General features: G+C 62.9%; 19 protein-coding genes and 1 pseudogene. 11 read left to right on the top strand and 9 right to left on the bottom strand.

Annotation, left to right across the window (positions count from 1 at the left end; all coding sequences use genetic code 11):
• Both HMPREF2743_RS12760 and HMPREF2743_RS06955 read left to right on the top strand, forming a co-directional pair.
• Window positions 1–517: pseudogene (locus HMPREF2743_RS12760) on the top strand (adhesin); the annotation flags it as partial.
• Between the two features lie 209 nt (window positions 518–726).
• Window positions 727–1,587, top strand: coding sequence for a class F sortase (locus HMPREF2743_RS06955; protein WP_046647159.1), 861 nt, complete (start codon window positions 727–729; stop codon window positions 1,585–1,587).
• Between the two features lie 31 nt (window positions 1,588–1,618).
• Here the strand turns inward: HMPREF2743_RS06955 and HMPREF2743_RS06950 are convergent, their stop codons facing one another.
• Window positions 1,619–2,446 carry a PRD domain-containing protein gene (locus HMPREF2743_RS06950; protein ID WP_070818449.1) on the bottom strand — a complete coding sequence of 276 codons (828 nt, stop codon included), beginning with the start codon at window positions 2,444–2,446 and terminating at the stop codon, window positions 1,619–1,621.
• A gap of 143 nt (window positions 2,447–2,589) precedes the next feature.
• Window positions 2,590–4,698 (bottom strand): glucose PTS transporter subunit IIA, encoded by a 2,109-nt coding sequence (locus HMPREF2743_RS06945; RefSeq protein WP_070818448.1) that lies wholly within the window; start codon window positions 4,696–4,698, stop codon window positions 2,590–2,592.
• 355 nt (window positions 4,699–5,053) lie between these two features.
• Here HMPREF2743_RS06945 and pta point away from each other — a divergent pair, with 355 nt between their 5' ends.
• Together pta and HMPREF2743_RS06935 are read left to right on the top strand one after the other, a co-directional pair.
• Window positions 5,054–6,418: a phosphate acetyltransferase gene (gene pta / locus HMPREF2743_RS06940; RefSeq protein WP_070524698.1), complete on the top strand. Its 1,365-nt coding sequence runs from the start codon at window positions 5,054–5,056 to the stop codon at window positions 6,416–6,418.
• Window positions 6,419–7,639, top strand: coding sequence for an acetate kinase (locus tag HMPREF2743_RS06935; protein ID WP_010188744.1), 1,221 nt, complete (start codon window positions 6,419–6,421; stop codon window positions 7,637–7,639).
• A gap of 40 nt (window positions 7,640–7,679) precedes the next feature.
• On the opposite strand, the gene HMPREF2743_RS06930 is transcribed toward HMPREF2743_RS06935, so the two are convergent.
• Genes HMPREF2743_RS06930 through HMPREF2743_RS06920 form a run of 3 tightly spaced genes read right to left on the bottom strand, consistent with a single transcriptional unit; the run spans window position 7,680 to window position 12,810 of the window.
• Complete coding sequence (locus tag HMPREF2743_RS06930; RefSeq protein WP_070524696.1) at window positions 7,680–10,283, bottom strand: tetratricopeptide repeat protein; 2,604 nt, start codon at window positions 10,281–10,283, stop codon at window positions 7,680–7,682.
• A complete protein-coding gene (locus HMPREF2743_RS06925) occupies window positions 10,283–11,374 on the bottom strand; it encodes a glutamate ABC transporter substrate-binding protein (protein ID WP_070524694.1) in 1,092 nt (363 codons plus the stop codon). The genes HMPREF2743_RS06930 and HMPREF2743_RS06925 overlap by 1 nt, the downstream gene beginning before the upstream one ends.
• Complete coding sequence (locus tag HMPREF2743_RS06920; protein WP_070818447.1) at window positions 11,374–12,810, bottom strand: hypothetical protein; 1,437 nt, start codon at window positions 12,808–12,810, stop codon at window positions 11,374–11,376. Before HMPREF2743_RS06920 ends, HMPREF2743_RS06925 begins: the two co-directional genes overlap by 1 nt.
• 84 nt (window positions 12,811–12,894) lie before the next feature.
• On the opposite strand from HMPREF2743_RS06920, the gene HMPREF2743_RS06915 reads away from it, so the two are divergent.
• The 4 genes from HMPREF2743_RS06915 to HMPREF2743_RS06900 are packed head-to-tail and all read left to right on the top strand — an operon-like array spanning window position 12,895 to window position 16,297.
• Entirely contained in the window at window positions 12,895–13,383 is a 489-nt protein-coding gene (locus HMPREF2743_RS06915) for an NUDIX domain-containing protein (RefSeq protein ID WP_070744640.1), read from the top strand.
• A gap of 39 nt (window positions 13,384–13,422) precedes the next feature.
• Window positions 13,423–14,361 carry an ABC transporter ATP-binding protein gene (locus HMPREF2743_RS06910; protein ID WP_070744638.1) on the top strand — a complete coding sequence of 313 codons (939 nt, stop codon included), beginning with the start codon at window positions 13,423–13,425 and terminating at the stop codon, window positions 14,359–14,361.
• Window positions 14,361–15,125, top strand: a complete 765-nt coding sequence (locus HMPREF2743_RS06905; protein WP_070524686.1) for an ABC transporter permease — start codon at window positions 14,361–14,363, stop codon at window positions 15,123–15,125. The genes HMPREF2743_RS06910 and HMPREF2743_RS06905 overlap by 1 nt, the downstream gene beginning before the upstream one ends.
• Window positions 15,122–16,297 carry a multidrug effflux MFS transporter gene (locus HMPREF2743_RS06900; RefSeq protein ID WP_083321613.1) on the top strand — a complete coding sequence of 392 codons (1,176 nt, stop codon included), beginning with the start codon at window positions 15,122–15,124 and terminating at the stop codon, window positions 16,295–16,297. Before HMPREF2743_RS06905 ends, HMPREF2743_RS06900 begins: the two co-directional genes overlap by 4 nt.
• 397 nt (window positions 16,298–16,694) lie before the next feature.
• Here HMPREF2743_RS06900 and cls read toward each other — a convergent pair whose 3' ends face one another.
• From cls to HMPREF2743_RS06880, 4 genes are read right to left on the bottom strand one after another with little or no spacing between them, the layout of a single operon-like run.
• A complete protein-coding gene (cls, locus tag HMPREF2743_RS06895) occupies window positions 16,695–18,158 on the bottom strand; it encodes a cardiolipin synthase (RefSeq protein WP_070818445.1) in 1,464 nt (487 codons plus the stop codon).
• Between the two features lie 6 nt (window positions 18,159–18,164).
• The gene (locus HMPREF2743_RS06890; RefSeq protein ID WP_070818444.1) at window positions 18,165–18,974 is read right to left on the bottom strand and encodes an exodeoxyribonuclease III; all 810 of its coding nucleotides are present in this window, start codon (window positions 18,972–18,974) and stop codon (window positions 18,165–18,167) included.
• A gap of 5 nt (window positions 18,975–18,979) precedes the next feature.
• Entirely contained in the window at window positions 18,980–19,978 is a 999-nt protein-coding gene (locus HMPREF2743_RS06885) for an N-acetylglutamate synthase, CG3035 family (RefSeq protein WP_070818443.1), read from the bottom strand.
• The gene (locus HMPREF2743_RS06880; RefSeq protein WP_070818442.1) at window positions 19,978–20,592 is read right to left on the bottom strand and encodes a peptide deformylase; all 615 of its coding nucleotides are present in this window, start codon (window positions 20,590–20,592) and stop codon (window positions 19,978–19,980) included. Before HMPREF2743_RS06880 ends, HMPREF2743_RS06885 begins: the two co-directional genes overlap by 1 nt.
• Before the next feature lie 16 nt (window positions 20,593–20,608).
• Between HMPREF2743_RS06880 and HMPREF2743_RS06875 the strand changes: the two genes are divergently transcribed.
• Genes HMPREF2743_RS06875 through HMPREF2743_RS06865 form a run of 3 tightly spaced genes read left to right on the top strand, consistent with a single transcriptional unit; the run spans window position 20,609 to window position 22,839 of the window.
• Window positions 20,609–20,863: a DUF3263 domain-containing protein gene (locus HMPREF2743_RS06875; protein WP_070818441.1), complete on the top strand. Its 255-nt coding sequence runs from the start codon at window positions 20,609–20,611 to the stop codon at window positions 20,861–20,863.
• A 26-nt stretch (window positions 20,864–20,889) separates the two neighbouring features.
• A complete protein-coding gene (locus HMPREF2743_RS06870; protein WP_083321612.1) occupies window positions 20,890–21,654 on the top strand; it encodes a LytR C-terminal domain-containing protein in 765 nt (254 codons plus the stop codon).
• 48 nt (window positions 21,655–21,702) lie between these two features.
• Window positions 21,703–22,839, top strand: coding sequence for a glutamate--cysteine ligase (locus HMPREF2743_RS06865; RefSeq protein ID WP_070818439.1), 1,137 nt, complete (start codon window positions 21,703–21,705; stop codon window positions 22,837–22,839).
• The last annotated feature ends 136 nt before the right edge of the window (window positions 22,840–22,975 follow it).

The raw sequence follows: 22,975 nt of genomic DNA, 5'->3' as shown, positions 1-22,975 counted from the left end.
GAACCAGCCGGGTGAGGAGACCACTCCGAATAACCCGGGTGAGGAAACGACTCCGAATAAGCCGGGTGACGAGCCGTCTGAGTCCACGACCGAGACTCCGGATGACGGCGACGGTAAGGATAAGGACGACAACGATGGCAGCTCGAAGAAGTCCGATCTGCCGTGGTGGCTGCTGCTCATCCCGGGTCTGGGCCTCATCAAGCTCATCATTGATGGTGGCAATAGCGGTGACGGTGGACATGATGGTGGCCACGATGGCGACCACAACGCTGAGGTCATCGAGGACAACGGCCGTGGCGGTGACCATGGTGAGTCCACCGGTGACAACGCTGGTGAACCGTCCGAGCAGACTGGTGACAACACCGGCCGCGATGACCGCGAGGTCACCGTCCTGGACGCAACTCCGCCGGAGGACTCCGGTCAGCCGCTGCCGTCCAACGCAGAGCGCGTGGAGATCAAGCACGTACCTTCCGGTGCGACGAAGCTTGACCCAGGCATGAAGGACTTCATCAAGTAGTCCAAACTGCAACACCATCCCAGCCCTCACCGGTTGGGGTTGGTAAGGCGCAGAGAGCAATGATGACAATCCCCTCCAGGGCGTAAACGCTGGAGGGGATTCGTCGTCTGATTTTTAGTCTATTGTTTAAAGCGAATAACTAGAGCCAATACTTTTATAAGTTAAATCTCAGAAGCTAGAACGTAGAAGCTAGGAGCAAGGAATAGAAAATGACTGATGATGGCGAAAAGAACAGTATCCCGGAGTATCCCGGTGAGTCCTCTGCATCTGAACACCGCGCCAGCGAAGCGCAGCCGGTAGGCGATGGGAAGAAGAGCAATAAGAAGCTGCTCATCGGTATTGCAGCGCTCATCGCGATTATCTTGGTTGTCGTACAGCTAGTGCTCTATGCGGGCCGCAGTGAGGAAGATTCCACGGATACAAATGCGGCTGAGGAACAGACGTCAACCTCGCAGAGCGTTGAAGCTGAAGCGCCGACAACGAACAATGATCCTTTCGTGGATGACTCGGGTGAGCAGGAACACGAGGTGGAGCCAGCACCGGGTGAGTTCCGGGGCTTTGGCGCGATGTCCTTGGGCATTAACGATGAGTTTGCGGCCGTGGACCCGATTCAGGTCACTGATACCGGCATGCTGATTCCCCCGCACGATGTACAGCGCTTGGGCTGGTACTCCGCGTCGGCAGTGCCGGGCGAGGCTGGTCCGGTGGGCTCCAGCGTTATTACCGGTCACATCAACTACCAAGGCCAAGGCACGGGCTTCGCAGAGAAGTTCACCACCCTGGAGCAAGGGCAGGAATTCACCGTCTTCATCGATGGTGAGGAGCGCCGATTCCGCGTGACTGAGGCGCCGTACCGCCTGCAGAAGGGCGCGGGTTTCCCGGACGTGGTCAATGACACGCAGGGAGAGAACCGTCTGGTCCTCATCACCTGTGGCGGCAAGTTTGTGGGTGGTCAGCTTGGCTACGAAGACAACATCATCACCGTGGCGGAGCCGGTGGCGCCGGTGGAGGGCGCTGAGGCACCGGTAGAGGGTGGCGTTGAGGCACCTGCTGAGGCACCGGCGGCTTAAGCTGTCGCAGCGGTCTAAGCCGGTGAATGGCTTAGGCGGAGGCCTCCTGCAGGCGGGCAATATGCAGCGTCAAGTAGGAGACCTCATCGGGGGTTAGGGCGCTGTCGAGGCGCAGCTCAATCAGGTTAGCCACCATCTGGGCGGTCTCGACGGCATCGGGGTAGCGGGCGGAGATGGCGGTGGCTACTTGGCGGTCGTCCGAGTCGAGCTGCTGGTGTTCCGCCATGCGCACGAAGAGATAGCGCAGGTGCGTGATGAAGCGGGCGACGGAGATGTCCTCGCTGTTGAGCTCCGTATCGTTGTGAGAGCCAATGACGGCCAGAATCTGTTGGATGAGGCCCGTCATGCGGTAGGTGCCGGAGAGATCCCCGACCGCGAAGCCGGCGTTGACCAAGTTCAGGGTGATGGCCACGGCTTCGTCGGCGGCAAGCGGCTTGTGTAGGCCGCTGTTGATGGCGTCGAGCAGCTGTTGCGCCAGGGCAAAGTCATCGGCGTAGAGGTGGCGTACCTCAGCCTCCAATGGATAGGACACGGTGTTGCCGCGGCTGACCGCGCCGTGGATGTGATCCGCAATCGCCACAACCAGCGTGAGCTTGCTGCGCAGTGCCTCAGACATGTCGACGGAGTGCATGGCGTCGATGACTAGCTGGACGTATTCGCCGGGAATGCCGGCGATCATGGCGGCGAGGTGGTCCGGGTCGCGGCCGGAATCCGGGACGAAGACTTTGACCACCTTGGCCGGGTCAACCTCAGTGCCAGGTTTGGCTTGGAAGCCGATGCCGCGGCCGGTGACAATGACGTCTTCCGCACCGCGCCGTGCGAGCACGACGTTGTTATTGAACACGCGCAACAGTTGCACAGGGCACCTTTCTGGTTGAGGTTAACCGGTTAAGGCTAGCCGGTTAGGGCTAGAACGACTAAAGCCGGCCACGATGGTAGATACATCGAGCCAGCTTAGTCAGGGTTCGTTAAAGGCGTGCTAAAGGTTCCCTAGTGGGTCCTTTAGCGGGTCGTGGTGATGACCGTGTCGCCAGCGGCGGCGTGGTTCAGGCCAGCCGGGGTGACGGCAGACAGAGCCTTGGTATTGGTCACGGCCAGGACGATGGTGGTGTCGTAGCCGGCTTCGGTGACCTTGGCAAAGTCAACGGTGGCAAGCAGCTCGCCATGCTTGACGGTGTCGCCCTTCTTGACGGCCGGGGCGAAACCTTCGCCCTTCATCTTCACGGTGTTGATACCGATGTGGACGAGGACCTCCACGCCGTCCTCAGTCTTGATGCCGTAGGCGTGACCGGACTTCATAGCACTGACAATCGTGCCGCTGACGGGGGAGTAGACCTCGTCGCCCTCGGGGACGATGCCCACGCCATCACCTAGCGTGCCGGCGGAGAATACCGGGTCATCGATCTCAGCCATGGGGACAACCTTGCCGGTCGACGGCGAAGCGATGTCGGTGGTGGTGCCAGCGGCAGGCTCAGCGGCCTTGGCCGGGGCGTCAGCCTTGGTTGCGGTGGCGGCACCGGCGCCAGCGCCGGCAGCGGTGGTTGCGGGGGCGTCGGCAAGCGCGGCGTTGTCAGCGTTGCCGGCGTTGTTGGCGTTGTCGAGCTCGGCCTGCTCGGCTGCCTCGCGGGCGGCCTTGGCCTCAGCGCGCTCCTCCGGGGTGCGGTAGTCGGTGAAGAGGATGAGGAAGAAGGCCACGAAGAAGGCCACTGCAATGGCGATGGCGTACTTGGCCATTGGGGTGAAGACCGGGATGGTCAGCAGGGAGGTGAAGACGAAGGCGTCGGTAGTAATACCGTTCGTGCCCAGGGTCAGCAGGGCCACGGTCAGGCCACCAGCGAAGCAGCCCACCAGCATGCGCGGGTAGATGCGCTTGTAGCGCAGGTGGATACCGTACAGGGAAGGCTCAGACACACCACCGAGCAGGCCGGCCAGGAGGGCGGAGCCGGAGGTCTGGCGCATCACGGTGTCGCGGTCACGGATGGACAGGGCCAGAACACCGGCGGTAGCGCCGAAGCAGGCGAAGTTCCATGCGCCCATCGGGCCCTGGATGAAGTCATAGCCCAAGGTCTGGATGTTGACCAGCATGAGGGCGTTAAGCGGCCAGTGCAGACCCAGCGGGACCAGGAAGGGGTAGAGCATCGGGATGGCTAGGGCGAAGACGAACGGAACATTGTCATTCATCCAGGACAGGCCAGCACCAATGCCGTTACCAGCCCACACACCGAAGGGGCCAATGAGGAAGGCCGTCAGCGGGATGAGGACGATCATAGTAAGGAAGGGGACAAAGACCATGTGCACCGCGGAGGGGATGATCTTCTGGAAACCCTTGTAGAAGAGCGCGGCAACGGCGGCCATGATGAGCGGGACGAAGACGTTTCCGCCGTAGTCCTGCAGCTGCATGGTCATACCGAAGATCTCAATGGAGCATTGCTCAGCACCGAGGGTGTCGTTGGTAACGCACTGGACCGCGGGGTTCTCCGAGAGATTGAGGAACTCCGGGGTGAATAGCGCAAGCATGATTGCCGCGGGAACCCAGGGGTCGATGCGCAGCTTCTTACCCGCGTTATACGCCACCATCACCGGCAGGAAGAAGAAGACGGAACGCCACATGGCATCCACGAAGAACCACGAGGCCGGCTTGTCAGGGGAGCGGAAGTCCACAACGCCGAAAGCATCGAGCACCGAGGCGAAGGCAATAACCAGGGAGGCGCCCAGCAGCACGCCGAGGATGGGGCGGAAGGAATCCGAGAGGTACTCGAAGAAGGTATCCATCCAGGGCAGCTTGCCCTTGGACTTGGCGCGGGCGGCGGCCTTGACATCATCGTTGGAGCGGCCGGCGGACTCACCGGCGTTCTTCATCTGCGGCAGGGCGTTGATCTGGTCATAGACCGTGGCCACGTCGCCGCCGATGACCACCTGGTAGTTGCGGCCGCCCTGGGGCACAGCGCCCATGACCTTGGGGATAGATTCGAGTGCTTCCTTATCGGCTTTGGAGGCATCAGCCAGCTCGAAGCGCAGGCGCGTAGCACAGTGCGTGAAAGAGGTGATGTTCTCCGCTCCGCCGATGCCATCCAAGATGGCTTCGGCTGCCGAGCGAGTCTCTGTCGACATGAGAATCCTTTCGAGAGTAGGCAGGCACTGTGGCTAAAAACCACAAAAGACCTAGGCCACAATGGTTCACAAGCGAACCATCCCCACACGGCTAAGAGCGGGGAGCCTAGGTCTTGCCCGAAGTAACAATCCTGGTTAGGAGCCTACTCCGAGGGAACAAGGGAGGACAAGTTTCTGTGTGATAGCACACTTTGGCTTCGGGTGAGGTGGCAGTGGCCTGGGGAGTTGCTGATGGTCAGTGTTAAGTCGGCGGCGAGAAGGGGTGTGTTCCCGTACTGTGAAAGTGTCGTAGTGTCACTGTGTACCCCACTATGTGAGCTTGGGTACACGCTTTCTAAGCAGAGAAAGGTTTCTCATGACCGCCAAGTCCTCACGGAATTCCGCCTTCATCAGCGTCATTGGGCGCGGCTTCGACGGTTTGGACGTTGCTGCTGTGGCTCAGGAACTGGGGGCCACCTTCGCCCAGGTAGATGACTTGGGAACCACGCTCAGCGAAGTCCTGGAGAATGCCCCCGCGGGCAACCTGGTCCTCCAAGGCACCGGAGTTATGGACTTTGATGCCAAGGCCGCCGCCGCCCTGGGCCTGCCCTTCGTGCTGGTTTCCGAGGCGCCTGACCGCGCCGCGGAGCTGGCGCTGAACCACGCGCGCTCGGTGGGAGCCACCGTGGTGGGCGCGGTGGATGACGTCTCCTCCATCCCCAGCGCGATTTCCTCCCTGGAAGAGATCGAACCTTATATGAGCGCCGAGCTCTTCCAGAAGCAGCTTTTGGATCAGGCCCGCGAGATTGGCGCGCACATCGTGCTGCCGGAGGGCGAAGACGATCGCATCTTGGAGGCCGCAGGCGAGCTCATCAAGGGCAAGGTGGCGAAGCTGACGATTTTGGGTGACGGGAACGTCGAAAAGCGCGCCCAGGAACTCGGGATCGACCTACCTGGCGTGGACATCATCAACCACCTGGAATCCCCGCTGGCAGAAGAGTTTGCGGCAGACTTTGCGGAGCTGCGCAAGAAGAAGGGCGTGACGCTGGAGCAGGCGCGCGAGACCATGAAGGACGTGTCCTACTTCGCCACGATGATGGTGCACAAGGGCTTGGCCGATGGCATGGTCTCCGGTGCGGCGCACACCACTGCGCACACCATTAAGCCTTCCTTCCAGATCATTAAGACCAAGCCGGAGGCCTCCGTGGTCTCCTCCATCTTCCTCATGGTGATGCCCGGACGCCTGTGGGCCTTCGGTGACTGTGCGGTGAACCCGAACCCGACCCCGGAGCAGCTCGGCGAGATCGCCATCGTCTCCGCGCAGACCGCCGCGCAGTTTGGCCTGGACCCGCGCGTGGCGCTGCTGTCCTACTCCACGGGTACCTCGGGTGCTGGCCCAGACGTGGAGAAGGTGGCGCAGGCCGTCGAGGCGGCTCGCGGTATCGACTCTTCCGTGGCGGTGGATGGTCCGCTGCAGTTCGACGCCGCCTGCGACCCCGGCGTGGCCGCCAAGAAGGCGCCGGAATCCGACGTTGCGGGTAAGGCCACGGTCTTCGTCTTCCCGGACCTGGAGGCCGGCAATATTGGCTATAAGACGGCGCAGCGCACCGGTGGTGCACTGGCGGTGGGCCCGATTCTGCAGGGGCTGAACAAGCCGGTCAATGACCTTTCACGTGGCGCGACTGTTCCGGACATCATCAACACGGTGGCTATCACTGCTATTCAGGCAGGGGTGAAGTAGATGGCGTACGTACTCGTTCTCAACTCGGGTTCCTCCTCAGTTAAGTTTCAGCTGGTGGACCCGGAAAGCTCGGCTACAGATACCCCGCTGGTCTCCGGTTTGGTGGAGCAGGTTGGTGAGCCGCAGGGTGCGGTGACCGTCAAGACGGGCGGTGAGGAATTCAAGGAAGAGCTGGAGATTCCCACCCACTCCTTCGGCCTGGACCGCGCGTTTAGCATCATGCACGAGCATGGCGTGGGCCCGACGGATGTCGAGGTCATCGCCGTGGGCCACCGCGTGGTACACGGCGGGCGCTTGTTCAGCGAGCCACAGCTCATCGTGGATCAGATCGAGTCCATGATCGAGGACCTCATTCCGCTCGCGCCGCTGCACAACCCGGCGAACCTGGACGGCATCCGCGTGGCGCGCAAGCTGCTGCCGGAGATCCCGCACGTGGCGGTCTTCGATACGGCCTTCTTCAACCACATGCCGCCGGCGGCCGCGCTCTACGCCATCAACAACGATGTGGCCTCGCAGTATGACATCCGCCGTTATGGCTTCCACGGAACCTCCCACGAGTTCGTCTCGCAGCAGGTGCCGAAGCTTCTTGACCGTGACCCAGGGCATGTTCACCAGATCACGCTGCACTTGGGCAACGGTGCTTCGGCGGCGGCGATTCGCAACGGCCGCCCGATCGATACCTCGATGGGCCTGACCCCGCTGGCAGGTCTGGCCATGGGCACGCGCTCGGGCGATATTGACCCGGGTATCATCTTCCACCTCTCGCGTGAGGCGGGGATGTCGATCGATGAGATCGATAACCTTCTGAACAAGCGCTCCGGTGTGAAGGGCATTGCGGGTGTCAACGACTTCCGCGTGCTGCGCGAGCGCATCAACAACGAGGACCAGGACGCCTGGCTGGCCTACAACATCTACATCCACCAGCTGCGCCGCTTCATCGGCGCGTACATGATTGCGCTGGGCCGCGTGGACGCGATTACGTTTACCGCCGGTGTGGGCGAGAACGATACTGAGGTCCGCCAGGATTCGCTGTACAACCTGGACATGTACGGCATTGACTTCGATAAAGAAGCCAACCTCGTGCGCTCGAAGGAGCCGCGCATGATTTCGACCGCGGATTCCCAGGTCAAGGTCTTCGTGGTGCCCACGAACGAGGAGCTGGCTATCGCGCAGAAGTCCGCAGGTATTGCTGCCATGGCCCGGGAGGCGGGCCTGTACTAAGTCGAGCGTCGGCTATGCCGCCGGCCGGTAGCGCTGGCGGCTAGAACATCGTGACTGGGCGGACCTTATTGGCCAAGTCCACCAGCGCGTAGCGGTGGCGGGCGAATGGTGCTTGGCGGGCTAATGCCCGCAGGGTATCCGCCAGGCCATAGCGCAGGCCGCGCTGGGTAAAGGGGAACTCGAAAAGATCGTTGGGGGAGGCCGCGGCGTCGAGGTCTGCCTCGCGCAGGAAGGTCAGCCCGGCGGAGATGACCGCAATCTTGATCTGCAAGAAGCGCGGCTCGTTCTGCGGAATCTCCTCTAGGCGGCGGGCAGCACGCCGGATGCGTGACTCGGAGAGATCATGCACGATGAGCTGCAGGACCGTGGTCAAGCGGGCCATGCGGTGATGGCGCGAGGCGTTGGGCACCTTATCCAAGGTGGCCACGGCAAGCTCAACCTGGTGCTCGGCGCGCAGCTGGCGGGCCAAGCCGAAGGCGGAGGAGACCGTCGTCGGGTTCGTCGCCCACACGATGCCGTAGAGGCGCAGCGAGTTGAAACGCAGGTGGGCCGGATCATCGGTGATGTGGTCCCAGATACCTGGCTGGTCCTCAAAAGCATCGTTGGGCAGATCCGCCAGCGAGGTGGTGAGGTTGGCGCAGGCACGGGCAACGGAGGCGTCGATCAGCGCGGCCTCCGAAAAACCCAGCTGCTGCAGGATGAGCTCGTTGACCGCGCCGATGGCCAGCTTCGGTGCAGCCTCGCCGGGCAGCACGTCGAGGACGTGCGCGAAATGGGCTTGGGCCTCGCGGTATTTGTCCAAGAGCAGCTCGGTCACGCCCGAGTACCAGTGGAAGCGCCAGTCCTTGCCCAAGCGCTCCTCGATGGAGGTCAACCACTCGCGGGCCTGGCCGATATAGCCCAGGTCAATCATGGCGCGCACCACGCCGAGGGGAATCTCGGCGGACTCCTCGTACTCCGGGGTCTGCATGGCCTGGCGCAGGGTTTCTAGCGCTTCCTGCGGCTCGGTATAGGAAGAACCCTGCAGCAGCGGGGCGCCGATATCGGAGCGGACAATGAGCGGGATGGGCAGCGCGGAGACCACCTCGGGGGCGGTGATGCGGACGGTGCGGTCGATGCCATCGATGAGCTGGTCGGTGCGGAAGACCAGGTGCTTCGTGCCGAAGGTCGTACGCTGCGGGGAGAAGACGGAATGCTGAGCAGGGTGCTGGATGCCATCGCGGAGCGCGATGACCTCGCGCAGGACGCCGAAGAGCTGGTCACGCAGCTCGGAGACGGACGCGAAGCGCCGCTCCGGGTCCGGATCGGTCGCGCGCAAGAGGAGGCGGTAGAAGGAAAGGTAGCGGCGCAGCAGCGGCTCCTCCGTGGGGGAGGGCAGGCCGGGCTTGTAGACGCCATCCTCCACCGGCAGCTTCAGCGTTAGGCAGGCCAGGGTGCGCCCGATGGTGTAAATATCGCTGGCCACAGAGGGGCCCTGGGTGGAGATCTCCGGCGCCTGGAAACCCTGCGTGCCGTAGATGTGTCCGAAGGCACCGATGCCGGAGACCGCGCCCAGATCGATGAGCTTGACCTGGTCCTCGGTGACGATGATGTTGGAGGGCTTCAAGTCGTTGTAGACCACGCCGCGGGCGTGCAGGTAATCCAGGGCGGGCAGGATTTCCAGGATGTAGGCAATCGCGGTGTCGACCGGGAAGCGGTCATTGGCCTGGTCGTTGCGGCGCTGCTTCAGCGAAGGTCCGCCGACGTACTCCATGACGATGAAGCCGCCGGGTACGCGGGGATCATCGATGAAGTTGAAAATCTTCACGATATTCGGGTGCGTGATGTCCGCGAGGAATTCGCGCTCCGCCTCCGCCGTGGCGGTCTCTTCTGCGGAGTTGGTGGATTGCATTCCCTTGAGCACCACGATGCGCCCGGAGACGAAGTGGTCATTGGCCAGGTAGATCCAGCCCAACCCGCCATGGGCGAGCACGCCGAGGATTTCGTATTGGCCGGCCACCATGTCACCCGGCTTAAGCTGCGGCGGGGCGGCGCGGGGCGCATCCTGCGGATCGATAAGCGCCTGAGTGGGATCATCCGGGACCACGAAGGGCAAGGTGGCCATGCCATCGGCCACTTCGCGGTCGGTGCGCTTGGTGCTGCGGCGCTGGCGGAAGGTATCGAGCGCGCGGCGGCGGGAGGCCTGCGAGGGGTCCTCTGCTTTGCGACGATCTCGCAGCTGCCCCAGCTCTTCGATCAGAGCCGCGATGTTGTCTGAATCGACGTATTCGCCATCGCCAGGCTTATTCGTCGCGGTGCCGTGCGTGCCGGGCTGACCGGAAGGGGATAGGACGGCGCCGGTGGCAGTGGGGTCATCTTCCTCGTAGTCATCGGCGAAAGGATCGAAAGGTACGGCCGCGGTGCGGTCGGAGGCTTCCGTGTTACCGGCACCGGAAGCCGTTGTTCCCGGATCACCTGGTTCCGCAGGCGAGGTGCTGAGAAGGTGATCCTCCGAGAGATCATCCTCCTCATCGGCGAAGGGATCGAAGCGGACGGCTTGGGTAGCGTCGGCGGGTGCTTCGAGCTCCACAGCTTCGAGAGCAGCGTCCTCGTGCTCTTCGGGCGTGAGGTGGTCGAGCTCATCCTCGCTGAAGCGGTGCGACATTAGTGCCCCTCCTTCTTCTCACCGGGGTGGTTGCTGCTTGGGGAACTCGGCTGCGATTCCGTCGCGGGTGGGGTCTCATCGAGGTACTTTGGCGCCGGGAGCATGGGCTGGTCCATATAATCCCCCAGCCACTCGTTGAAGAGCCTTTGCCAGGTCCCGTCCTTGCGAATGCGCTCCAGCGTGGAGTTCACCTGACGGATAAGCGGGCGCGAGTCATACGTGCCATCGGGCTTGCGCACTGCCACGCCGTAGTTTTGACTCTCAAGGGGGCCACCGACAATCTCGGTGTAGCGATCCTGGGCCAACATGCCGGAGAGCAGCGCATCATCCACCACGATGCCATCCGCTTGCCCCAGCTGTAGGGCCATGAGGCAATCGCCCCAGGCGCGGGTCTCCAGGATGTCGGAAGCAGGCGCGTGCGTGCGTATCGCGTCCACCATGGTGGAACCCTTCGTCGCGCACAGGGTCATCCCAGCGGTATCCGCGATGGACTCAATACCGGAGTTCTTCAGCACCAGCAAACGAGCGTCCGTTTGCATATAGGGAATGGAGAAGGTGACTTCGCGCTGACGTTTGGGGCTAATAGTCATGGTACGGATGACGATGTCCACCGTGCGGTCGTTGAGGGCACGCGCGCGCTCGGAAGCTTCCACGAAGCGGAAGTCCACCTTGTTGGGATCCCCAAAGATATCGCGGGCGATTTCGCGGGCGATGTCGACCTCGAAGCCGCGCACCTCGCCGCTGGCGGTATCGCGGTAGCTGAGCAGGTTATTGGAGCGGTCCACGCCCACGATGAGCCGTCCGCGCGCCAGGATATCGGGCACGCGTTCCTCCGGCTTCTTATCGTCCGGGCGGTAGGAGCCATAGGCCTCTGCATCGCTTTGCCGGGATACCTCACCGGTGCCAGCGGGCTCGATGATGGCATCCTCCGGCAGCGGCGGCCCCGGAGTGGAATCGAGGTTCGCGGTGGAGGGAAGGATGGGGTCCTGCGTGCTGGGCGGCTCCGGCTCACAGGCGCTGAGCGCCACGGCGCTGCTGAGCACGAGCAGGGCTGTGGTCCACGCTAAGCGTTGAGAGTTTCGGCGGCGCATCACAGGTACTCCTGCAGACGGGGACGAATACCTAGCCACACGGCGATGATCGCGCCGAAGGTGGCCAGGAGCACGCCGGTGGACACCATCGTCATGGCGTTGAGACCCTGGACCAGGTAGGTGCGCATGGCGTCGCGGGCTTGGTCGATGAGCGCGGCCAAGGAGCTATCCACGGCGTTGAAGGCGCTGGCGGCGGTCGGGTCACCGTCCGGATCGATGGCGGTGGCCTGGTACAGCGCGCCATCGTAGTCGCCCTTAGCGAGGTCCTCGGTGAACTTCTCGTGGGTGGAAGTCCAGTCCTCCACTGCCTGCTTGGCGCGGGGAATCAGGGAAGGATCGGAGGAGGGGAAGTCGTCGTCGCTAAGCGCCTGCTCATAGTCCCGCAAAGCCTGGTCCACGGAGTACACCGTGGAGCTAAAGTGCACGGACATGTCCTGCTCGGAGGAGCGCAGGACCAAGGCGAGGGTCTCCGAGGTGCGCATCTGCTGGGCCTCAATGCGCGAGGCAGTCAGTGAGTCCCAGGGGCGCGACACCGTCTCGAAACCCTGGTGGCCCGAGGCCCACGTGGCGAAGTTGGAGGCGGAGGCCCACACCAGCGCGAGGAACAGCAACCCCGTGGCCGCCACAAAGCCACGGTTGAAGCGGCGGCGGGTCAGCCGCCACAGCCACCACTGCGCCAAGCCGAGGAAAATGAGTGCGGCAACCAGCCCGGACAGCGGAACCCACTGCGGGCGGGTCAGACGCTGCTGCTGTTGGCTCACCTTCTCCGAGGTCAGGGTGAACAGCTCCGCGGCGGCGGGGAGAATCTGGGTCCGCATGAGCGCCGAGGCGTTGGACATATAGGAATTCGCCACGGCGTGGCCCGCGCGGTGATTGACACGCGCCTTTTCCACGAGGGCGGTGTACACCGGCAGCTCGCGCTGGATAAAGGTGACGAGCTCGCGCACGCGCTCATCCTCGGCCGAGGTGCCGACGATGGCCTGCGTGGCGGCGACGGACGCGGCATCGATGGCCTCGTTATAGCGGTCGCGGTTATCCTCCGGCTCGACGCCCGCCTGAACGAAGCCGGTGGTGGCCACGGTATCGGCCAGAGACAGGTTGGTGTAGAGGTGGTGCGCCGCATTCGACATCGGCTCAGTGGAGGTCAGCAGCGTATCCAGGTCATCGTGGCGCGCGGCTGAGGAGGAAGACATAGAAAACCCGGCTGCCGCGAGCGCGGCGGTCAGGATAACGGTGACCGTGAACAGCTTGCCGGGCGTGGTGGCCGCGAAGCTATAGAGGCGCCGGAGGACGCGCGCTGGGCCGGAGAAGGAACTCATGGCCAGCTGCGTGGGGCGGCTAAAAGCCGGGGTAGAAGGCTCGGTGACCTCATCGAGCCAATGATCGCCCCACGATTCGGGGGAGTGCTCGCGCAGTTCGGTGGCCGGGCCGGTCATTCCCTTAGGATAGCGCCCCGCACCGCATCGCGCGATGATTTGGGGCAGGGTGGCGTGGGCTTATTCTCGCGTATCGTATAAGGCATGTGTACACGCGTTAACCCAGAGCTTTCCGGTGATGGCTGGTCTAAAGGTCCGGGCGGGGTGCCGGTATGGGGCAAGTTTGGAGCAGCAGGCCTTTTCCTCGTGGCGGGGGATGAGGTGCTTCTGCAGCATCGCGCTACGTGGACGAATAACGGTGGGACCTGGGGAATCCCGGGCGGGGCGCGTGATAAGCCGGAGTCGCCGGAACAGGCGGCACTGCGGGAGACGGAGGAAGAAACCGGAATCTCGCCGGCGGACGTCGAGGTTCTAGGCTCGCTCGTTACCGCCGGGCCCTTCGAGGAAGGCTGGACCTATACCACGGTGTTGGCGCGGACGGTTTCGGGGCAGCGTTTGGCCACGACCGCCAATGAAGAATCCGCTGAGCTGCGCTGGGTCCCGTTTAACCAGATGGAAGAGCTGGAGCTTTTGGCTCCCTTCCGGGAAGCACTGCCGCGGTTGCTGAAGTATTGGGAAGAAAACGGCAGCTGATACAGGCGCGCGGTGGGAACCTGTGGCACGCTGTAGGACATGATTGAAGTAGCCGGACTGACCAAACAGTACAAGTCTGTCCGCGCCGTCGATGACCTCACCTTTAAGGTGGAGCCGGGCCAAGTGACCGGCTTTCTGGGGCCCAACGGCGCTGGAAAATCAACGACGATGCGCATGATCCTGGGCTTGGACAAGCCCACCGCTGGCACCGCCCTGGTGCACGGCAAACCCTACCGCGAGCTGAAGAACCCGCTGCGTGAGGTGGGCGCGCTTCTCGACGCCAAAGCGGTCCACGCCAACCGCACCGCCGCCAACCACCTGACGTGGATGGCGCAGGCCAACGGCATCCCGACCTCCCGCGTCGATGAGGTGCTCGGGCTTGTAGGATTGGCTGATGTTGCGGGCAAGAAGGCCGGCGGCTTCTCCCTCGGTATGGGCCAGCGCCTTGGCCTGGCGGCAGCCATGTTGGGAGACCCGGGCGTACTAATCCTGGATGAGCCGGTTAACGGCTTGGATCCGGAGGGCATCCGCTGGGTGCGCTCGCTCGTGCGCGCGCTGGCAGCTGAAGGCCGCACGGTGCTCATTTCCTCCCACCTGCTGGCGGAGATGGCGCAAACGGCGGACCACCTGGTGGTCATTGGCCGCGGCCGGCTCTTGGCCAATCAGCGCACCTATGACTTTGTGAAGGAAAACTCCAGCTCTTCGGTTATCGTGCGCTCGGAACACTTGCGCGAGTTCGGCTCGGCGCTGAAGGAGGCCGGCATTTCCTTTAGGGAATCGGTCGACGAGGAGCAGCGCCCCACTTTGATCATCCCTGAGCAGACCACGGACTACGTGGGCCAGCTGGCGTACTCCACGGGCGTGCCGCTGACGGAATTGACGCTCCACCGCGCCTCGCTGGAAGAGGCCTATGTGGCTATGACGGATCGCGCGGTGCAGTACCAGGCGGAGGCACCGCAGGAAGGGGTACAGCGCTAATGTTTCTCAATACTGTTCACTCGGAGTGGACGAAGCTGCGCACGACGAAGTCCTTCTGGTGGACCACGGTCCTCATCTTCCTCATCGTGACCGGCTGGACGCTGCTGAACTCGCTCAACGCGGGCGAAGCCGTGTTGGGCATTAGCCCGCTGCAGGAGCGCAGCTTGGGTTCCATCATCTTGCTCATGGGCATGCCGATCATCATGATCCAGGCCGCGATGGTGGTGACCACGGAGTACCGCTATAAGACGCAATCCCTGACCTTCATGGCCAACCCGCAGCGTTGGACCGTGGCCTGCGCCAAGCTGCTGCTCTACGGGGTCATTGCGGCCGTCATTGCATTCTTGGGCCTGGTGTACATCTTCGTGTTGGCAGATTTGACTACGAACGAATCTGCGGCCGAGGCCTTCCAGCCCTTTGCCAGCGAGGACGGCAAGTACATGCTGTGGGCCTTCCCGCTCGCGGCCTTCGGCGTGGTTGCTTTTGTCCAGGGCCTAGGCATGCTGCTGCGGCAGACCGCCGGCACGGTGGCCATCTGCCTCATCTTGTACTTGGGCTTGGAAAATATCGTGCGCGTGCTGCCGCTGGTGGGCGATAAAGTCATTCACTTCATGCCTTTTACCGCCTTCCAGAACTGGGCGGTGAACTATGTCGATGAGAACGCGCCCTGGTCATCGGTAGGCTTTGAGGCCCTCGTCTTCTTCGGTTGGGCCGCAGTTCTGTGGATTCTGGGCGTCATCGTGCTGGAGAAGCGCGACGCGTGATCCCTTACCCGCTCCTGGCTACATTGGCGCTGTTGTCCGCAACAGCGCCTTTTGCCACTGATATGTATTTGCCGGTGATGCCGGCGATCCTCTCCGATCTGGGTACCACCCGGGCCATGGTCCAGCTGACCATCTCGGGCTTTTTCATCGGCATGGGAGTGGGACAGCTGGTCATGGGCCCGCTTTCCGACGCCATCGGGCGCAAACGCCTCCTCGTCGCCGGTGCCTCCCTCGCGCTGTTCGCTTCCGTGTTGGCGGCGCTGGCTCCGACGGCCACCGTGCTCGTGGCGGCCCGCATACTGCAGGGCCTCGGCGGCGGCGCGTGCGTGGTACTTGCCCGCGCGGTGGTTCCGGACCTTGTGCACGGCGCGGCTGCCGCGAAGGCTTATTCGCTGCTCATGGCGCTGCAAGGCATCGCGCCGGCGGTAGCCCCGGTGCTGGGTGGCGTCCTGGCGGAGCCGCTGGGCTGGCGTGGCATCTTCTGGGTACTCGCCGGGCTGCACGCGGTGCAGTTGGTGCTGGCTGTTGCCATCGTCCCGGAAACCGCGGGTGGGCGCTCCCGCGCCGGGCTGTTTCGCACGGTGGCGGGCAACTACTGGGCGGTCTTGACCAATGCCCGGGTGTGGGGCTACCTGGTGACCATGGCCTTCGGCTTCTGCTCGATGTTTTGCTACATCGCCGCCTCGGCCTTCGTGGTGCAGAACCAGTGGGGCTTTTCGCCGTTGGGCTATTCGTTGATTTTCGGCATCAACGCGGTGGGACTCTTTATGGCCACGCTGGTGAATTCGCGGGCTATGGATTCGGTCTCCCCGGCGGTCATGCTGCGCATCGGTGTGACCGGCGTCTTCCTGTGCGGGGTGCTCTTGTTGCTGTCGGTGTTGCTCGGCGCCCCGGTATGGGTTTGCCTCGTCGTGCTTTTTGCTTGCGTGGCGCCGACCGGCTTCATCATGGGCAACGCCACCGCTCTGGCGACGGGCCTCATGCGCCCGCGCGCGGGCAGCGTGTCCGCCATCATGGGATTCGGGCAGTCCATGTTGGCCAGCGTCATCAGCCCGCTCATGGGCTGGGGCTCAAATGCGGCGCTGACCATGGCCACCGGAATGGTCTGCTGCAGCTTCATTTCGCTGTGCGGCCTTGCAGTGTCCACGCGGCTGGCCCGCGGCGCCGCGTAGTGCACCGCGCCGTCTCGTGCACAGGCCGCCGAACTCAAGCCATCGAGCACCCAAACGGCGCCTTGCAAAAGGCATCCCACAAATGGCATCAGTCGAAAGGCGTCTTTTCCTCTAAAAACGCCTTTTGCGGGTCCTAGATGGCGTTTTTAGCACCAAAAACACCTTTTGAGAGATGCCTTCTGGGAGATGCCATTTACTAGATGCCTTCGTCGGATGTCTTGTGGCGCGCGCCACGTGCGCGGCGAGTACACCAGGGCGGGGCTCTTGCCATCCTCAGAGATGGTTCTAGTCAGATGGTTCGTTTGCCCCCAAACGAACCATCTACCGCCTCGCAGAAGGTTTGTTTGCCCCCAGAGGAACCGTTTGACTGGAACCACGTGCGGGTCCCCACGCAGCCCTACTGCAGCGCCGAGGTCAGGCGCATGACGTTGTCCACGTAGCGGCGCAGCAGTCCGCGCTCGTTCCACTCTTCGAGGGTGAGCTCGTGGCAGACCTTCTTGTAATTCCTGGCCAGCTGGGTGAAATCCTCGATGAGGTCGCCCTTGGCCACCAACATGGTCGATTCATAGTTGAGGCCGAAGGAACGCATGTCCATGTTGGAGGAACCAAACATGCACAAGGAGTCGCGCTCCGGCAGGTTCGGGTCCGCCAGGATGAACTTGGAGTGCAGCACGAAGGGCTCGGGGAACTGGAAGATCCGCACGCCGGCCTCCAAAAGTGCCTGGTAGTAGGAGGACTGCGCGTGGTTGACCATGAACTGGTCCGCCTTCGCAGAAACCAACAACTCCACCTCAACGTCGCGGTAGCACGCGGTGGTGACCGCCTCCAAGAGGGATTCGTCCGGGATGAAGTAGGGCGAGCAAAGGATGAGTTTTTCCTTAGCGTGGTGCACCACCGAATTGAACATGCGCAGGTTGGGTTCCGTGGTGTAACCGGGCCCGGAGGGGACCAACTGGAGGTGGTTGGAGTCCGCCGTCATGGCGTCGTCGTAGGGCTGCATGTCCAAGGACAGCTGCTCCTCCGATTCCAGGTACCAATCCACCGCGAATACCGAGGCCAAAGACGTCACCACAGGGCCGGTCATCTCGACCATGTAGTCGATCCATGCGCGGTCTTTGGTTTTGTACTCGCGCTTGATCATGTTCATCGAGCCCAAGAATCCCGTGTGGCCGTCAATGACCACGATCTTGCGGTGGTTGCGCAAATCCGGGCGGCGGAAACGGCCTTTGTGCAGCTGCAGCGGAAGCATGAGCCGCCAGTCGACGTCAATCTCGGTGAGGCGTTTGCCCAGCGTGAAGTAGCCCTTGTACTTCAAACTGCCAATCTGATCTAGCAGCAGCTTGACCTCTACGCCGCGCTTTCGGGCGCGGGCGAGGGACTGGAAGAAGACATCGGTCACTTCATCCCAGGACTGGATGTAGATTTCGATGAGCACGTATTTCTCAGCGCGGTCCACGGCCCGGGCCATGGCAAGGATGGCCTCCTCATAGGAGGCGTGCAGGCCTTTGTTGTGGCCAATGAGGGCCGGGTGCCCGGTGAGGTTGCGGTTGAGCTGGATGAGGGATTCCACCTCCGGGGAGAGGCGGCCCGAGGGGTGGTTGGGGGTGGAGGCGGTGACGTCGTTAAGCAGTGCGTTGGCTTCTTGCTGGATGCGGTGGCGCCGGCGGTTGATATAGGGCGAGCCCATGAGCAAGAACAACGGCAGACCCACGATGGGCAGCACAAGAATAGCCAACAGCCAGGCAGTGGAGCTGGAGGGGCGGCGACCTTCGGGAACCACGCCGATGGCGATGATTTTGATGCCGTAATCAATGAGCAGCAGTACGAACTGCCAGACGGAGAGATCGATGTTGAGGTTCATGGCAGGCTAGCGCACCGACGCGAAATCAGGGACATCGAAGTCCGCGATCAGCGGGACGTGATCGGAGGTCTTGTCACCGGCGCGCTCAACCATGTCCACCTGGGCACCTTGGACCAAGCGTGCGAGGGGTTCGCTGGCCAGCTGGAAATCGATCCGCATGCCCTCGTTCTTCTGGAAGCGCAGGGACTTGTAATCAAAGTAGGTCCAGCGATCTTCCTCGGTGAAGCGGCGGGTGACTTCCACCAGCCCGGCCTCTTCCAGCATCTGGAAGGCCGCGCGTTCCGGTTCGGTGACGTGCGTCTTGCCACGGAAGGGGGACATATCCCAGACGTCCTCATCCCACGGCGCAATGTTGAAGTCACCCGTGAGCAAGAGTTTCGACTGCGTCCGGTTCTCCGCATAGCGCGCCAAGGAGTAGAGGAAGTCCAGCTTGTAATCGAAGTGCCGGTCCGTGATTTCGCGCCCGTTGGGAACGTAGAGGGACCAAATTTCAATCCCGCGGACGCGGGCCGAGACCGCTCGGGCCTCGCGCGCTTGCTCCTTGGCGGGGTCCTTGTGGAAACCAGGCTGACCGGGGAAGAAGGTCTGGACCTCTTCCGGTTCTTCCTTGGACAGGATGGCCACGCCATTCCATTGGTTGAGACCGTGGCAGGTCACGTGGTAACCGACCTCCTCGAAAGGCTCGCGTGGGAACTTCGCATCCGCCACCTTGGTTTCTTGCAGGCAGAGCACGTCGATGTCGTGCTTGGCCAGAAGATCTACCGCGCGCTGAGCGCGGGTGCGAACGGAGTTGATGTTCCAGGTAGCGATGCGCATGTGGTTTAGGGTACTTGAGTCAGGCGGCGGGCGTAACGGTGGCGGTGTTGCTCTAGGAAGCCGAGCTTCTCATAGAGCCGAATCCCCGCCGTATTATGAGCCACGACCTGCAGGTAGGCCTTCTCCGCGCCGTGGGCCTTGCCCCAGTCCAGCATGTGCGCTCCCAAGGCGGTGCCCAAACCTTTGCGGCGCCAACCTTCGGCCACCTCCACGGCGGAGTAACCCAGCCACACGGTGCCGTCACCGGATTCGGTGAGCGTGCCGCGTGTAATCGCGATGGTCTCACCAGCAGGGGAGAGGAGACGCCCAAAGCCCATCGTTCCCTCGATGTGGCTGCGCAGGTACTCCAGGGCTAGAGGTGGCAAAGCTTGGCCGCGGAAGTGGTAGAGGTCGAGCCACTCGGGATCGGGCTGCGCATCGATGCGGAAGGTGACATCGTCGGGTGTTGGCAGCTCATCCAGGTCTCGGACCATCACCAAGATTTCCGGTTCGAGCTCCCAAGCTTCGGGCTCGGCCGCCACGAGCTTCTCAGCAGGCTTGCCGATGCGCTCCGGGATGGCCAAGCACACAGGAAGATCGTGGCGCGCATAAAACGCTTCAATCTCATCGAAAGGCACCGGCAGGAAACCCGCGGAAGGACCCAGCGGAATCGCGGAGTTGGAGCGGCCCGTCACGCCATCACCCGCGCGCATGAGCCACTGGCCATCCGAGGTCCACTTATGTTCCTTGCCCGGGAAGGCAGCCGCGGTGGCCACCTCGACGGCGCGGATATCGGAGTTGCGGACGGTGCGCGGGGAGAGGCGCTTAATAATCTTGAGCTGTTCTGGCGGAATCTCCACCGCGTCGAGCGAAGACGGGTAGCCGCCCACCTCCTGTGGGCGGATGACCAGCGGATCTACGCTGAGCACGTGGCCAATCACATCGCTGTGCACGCCGCCAAAATTGCGCCGGGCCACCACGCGCTCGCCCACCTGGACGGAATCGGAGCGGAAGATGCGGGACATTAGTCCTCGTGCCCGAAGGGATCTTCGTCCTCGCCCGGTAGCCAGGTAAGCCCGGCCTCGGTCCAGCCGTTGCGCTTAATGGCCTTCTTGGCCTGGCGCTTGTAGCGGCCGGTGAGCACGTCGGTGTAGACGAAGCCATCGAGGTGGCCGGTTTCGTGCTGCAGCATGCGCGCGAAGAAACCATAGCCCTCGATGGAAATGTCCTCGCCCTTTTCATTCTTGCCGGTCACGCGGGCCCAGTCGGCGCGCCCGGTGGGGAAGCCCTCGCCCGGAACGGAGAGGCAACCTTCGTCCTCGGAGCCGTCGTCAGCCGGCATGGTCTCCGGGATCTCGGAGGTTTCCAGCACCGGGTTGATGACGCAGCCGCGGCGCATACCGCCTTCGGGAAGCTCGGTGCCATCAGGCCCGTCGGTGTCGGGGCAGTGGTAAACAAAGAGGCGCTTGTTCACGCCGATCTGGTTTGCGGCTAGACCGACCCCGTGCGCGGCGTCCATGGTTTCGTGCATGTCCGCGATGAGCTCCTGCAGCTCGGGGGAATCGATGGCTTCAGTGACCGGCTCGGTGGGATTGTGAAGGACCGGGTCGCCGTGGATAACGATGGGACGAATAGTCATGGCATACAGTCTAAGCATGCACTCCCTGTCAGACCTAGACGCCGCGATTTTGGAGTTCGAGTCCCACGTCCCGCGCGATATCGGCGCTAAGGAGGAGGCCATCCGTACGCAGCTGGACATTACTCCGGTGCGCTATCACCAACGCCTCAACGTGCTCCTTGATAACCCCGCCGCGCACGCTTCCTACCCGCTGTTGGTGACACGTTTGCGCCGGCTTCGCGACGCCCGCGAGGACGTCCGGCGCGCCGCTCGCGACAATGCGCCGGACTGAGGCATATAGATACTAGAGTTGCTTGTGTGACTAATGTGAATCCGGAAAACTCTGCCTCGTCCGCTGACCGCGCGCGCCACGCCGCCGATTCCGATTCGGCTGCCGCCGCCCCGGCCTCCGCTAGCAAGCTCCCGCTGCGTGGTGTCGCCATGGTGCTCATCGCCGTGGCCGTCATGCTCGGCATGTGGGCTCTCTACGCCATGACCTCGGATGGTTCCGAGGACACCGCGCAGGACGCGCCGGCCAACGACGCCGCCGTCTCCGGTCCCGCCACCGGTGGAGCTGAAGGCGATGTTGCCACCGGCGGTGCGGAGGGCGAAGCCGATAAGAACAAGGATGCCGCCGAGAACGAGCGCCCGGCTGATGCCGACGCTGACTCGGAGAACGCCGACCAGGCCGGCGCCGAGCGCAAGGAGAGCCGCGAAGGGAACGCTGAGGCGGGCGCCGCCGCAGGCAACGCTGACCGCCCGCAGGCGGAGATCCCCGTCAACGTCTTCAACAACTCCGGCCGCGCCAACTACGCGGCTGACGAGGCAGAGCGCCTCAAGACCGAGAAATTCAAGGTCGCCGAGGTAGGAAACATCAGCGACGACGTCCTCGTCGCACCGCAGACTACAGTCTTCTTCCCGCAGGGTGATGCGGCCGCCGAGAACCTGGCCAAGGAAGTCGCTGCCCAGTACTACGGCGGCAACGTTCCGGCGGAAGCCATTGCGCCTTACCCGGCCGAGCTGACCGGGGATTACACCAAGGGCGATGCCGTCGTCGTCGTCCTCGCCGTTCCCCAAGCCTAGGGAATAAAATCTTATTAAATTCACCCGTCCGACGGATAGGATGAATGGGTGAATATTCCGGAAGAGAACTTCGCCCGCTCGCCCGAGCCCACCCTGGGCGTGGAATGGGAAGTCGCCCTCGTTGACCCAGTGACCTGGGACCTCGTGCCGCGTGGTGCGGAGCTCATTGACCGCGTACACGCCGCTCACCCCGACACCCACTTGGAAAAGGAATTCCTCCAGAACACCGTGGAGCTGGTGACCGGGGTGTGCCGGACGGTGCCGGAGGCGATGGGGGACCTTGAGGCGTCGCTAAGCGCAGTGCGTGAAGCGGCCAATTCCATGGACGTGCGTCTGTGGGCCTCGGGCGGGCACCCTTTCACGGACTTCCGGAAGAACCCCGTCTCCGCGAAGGAGAGCTACTCCGAAATCATCAACCGCACCCAGTACTGGGGACAGCAAATGCTACTGTGGGGCACACACGTGCACGTTGGCATCAGCCATGAGGACCGCGTGTGGCCCATCATCAATGCGCTGATGACGAAGTACCCCCACCTGCTGGCCATTTCTGCCTGCTCGCCGGGGTGGGAGGGGCTCGATACCGGCTATGCCTCCAACCGCACGATGCTTTATCAACAGCTGCCCACCGCGGGCATGCCCTACCAGTTTGAGAATTGGGAGCAGTGGCAGTCCTACATGCGGGACCAGGCTATTTCGGGGGTCATCAACCACACCGGCTCGATGCACTTCGATGTTCGTCCGGCCTCCAAGTGGGGCACGGTGGAGGTTCGCATTTCCGACGCCGCCTCCAACCTCCGCGAGCTCTCCGCCATCGTGGCGCTCACGCACTGCTTGGTGGTGCACTATGACCGCATGATCGATGTGGGCGAGAAGTTGCCGACCCTCCAGCCGTGGCACGTGGCGGAGAATAAGTGGCGCGGCGCGCGCTATGGCATGGACGCGCTGGTCATCACCTCGCGCGAGACCGATGAGCGCTGGATCAAGGATGAGCTGGCGGATCTGTTGGTGGAGCTGGCCCCGCTCTCGGAAGAGCTGGGCTGTGCCCGGGAGCTGCAGCTGGTGCAGGAGATCATCGATTCCGGGGCAGGCTATGAGCGCCAGCGCCGCTTGTATGAGGAGACCGGTAGCTGGCAGAAGGTGGTCAAGGCCACCGCGGATGAGATGGAGCAGCTTTTGCGGCTTTAGAGTGAGTACCGAACGATCAAATATGGCCCGGAAACTGGTGGTTTTCAGGGCCTTAATTGATCGAAACGTACTTTGGGGAAGCTGTCTCGCCTCGACGAGGACGTTTCGATCAAATAGTGCGCTAAAACAGGCGGGT

Source organism: Corynebacterium sp. HMSC036D02, assembly GCF_001836165.1.
In the GTDB taxonomy this organism is placed as follows: domain Bacteria; phylum Actinomycetota; class Actinomycetes; order Mycobacteriales; family Mycobacteriaceae; genus Corynebacterium.
Note: the sequence above shows the minus strand (reverse complement) of the source record. Positions and strands in the feature narration are given on the sequence as shown.

Bases quoted from the DNA above. Each gene is read 5' to 3' on its own strand.
- HMPREF2743_RS06955 (WP_046647159.1), top strand. From the start codon at position 727: ATGACTGATGATGGCGAAAAGAACAGTATCCCGGAGTATCCCGGTGAG.
- HMPREF2743_RS06945 (WP_070818448.1), bottom strand. From the start codon at position 4,698: ATGTCGACAGAGACTCGCTCGGCAGCCGAAGCCATCTTGGATGGCATC.
- pta (WP_070524698.1), top strand. From the start codon at position 5,054: ATGACCGCCAAGTCCTCACGGAATTCCGCCTTCATCAGCGTCATTGGG.
- HMPREF2743_RS06935 (WP_010188744.1), top strand. From the start codon at position 6,419: ATGGCGTACGTACTCGTTCTCAACTCGGGTTCCTCCTCAGTTAAGTTT.
- HMPREF2743_RS06930 (WP_070524696.1), bottom strand. From the start codon at position 10,283: ATGTCGCACCGCTTCAGCGAGGATGAGCTCGACCACCTCACGCCCGAA.
- HMPREF2743_RS06925 (WP_070524694.1), bottom strand. From the start codon at position 11,374: ATGCGCCGCCGAAACTCTCAACGCTTAGCGTGGACCACAGCCCTGCTC.
- HMPREF2743_RS06920 (WP_070818447.1), bottom strand. From the start codon at position 12,810: ATGACCGGCCCGGCCACCGAACTGCGCGAGCACTCCCCCGAATCGTGG.
- HMPREF2743_RS06915 (WP_070744640.1), top strand. From the start codon at position 12,895: ATGTGTACACGCGTTAACCCAGAGCTTTCCGGTGATGGCTGGTCTAAA.
- HMPREF2743_RS06910 (WP_070744638.1), top strand. From the start codon at position 13,423: ATGATTGAAGTAGCCGGACTGACCAAACAGTACAAGTCTGTCCGCGCC.
- HMPREF2743_RS06905 (WP_070524686.1), top strand. From the start codon at position 14,361: ATGTTTCTCAATACTGTTCACTCGGAGTGGACGAAGCTGCGCACGACG.
- cls (WP_070818445.1), bottom strand. From the start codon at position 18,158: ATGAACCTCAACATCGATCTCTCCGTCTGGCAGTTCGTACTGCTGCTC.
- HMPREF2743_RS06890 (WP_070818444.1), bottom strand. From the start codon at position 18,974: ATGCGCATCGCTACCTGGAACATCAACTCCGTTCGCACCCGCGCTCAG.
- HMPREF2743_RS06885 (WP_070818443.1), bottom strand. From the start codon at position 19,978: ATGTCCCGCATCTTCCGCTCCGATTCCGTCCAGGTGGGCGAGCGCGTG.
- HMPREF2743_RS06880 (WP_070818442.1), bottom strand. From the start codon at position 20,592: ATGACTATTCGTCCCATCGTTATCCACGGCGACCCGGTCCTTCACAAT.
- HMPREF2743_RS06875 (WP_070818441.1), top strand. From the start codon at position 20,609: ATGCACTCCCTGTCAGACCTAGACGCCGCGATTTTGGAGTTCGAGTCC.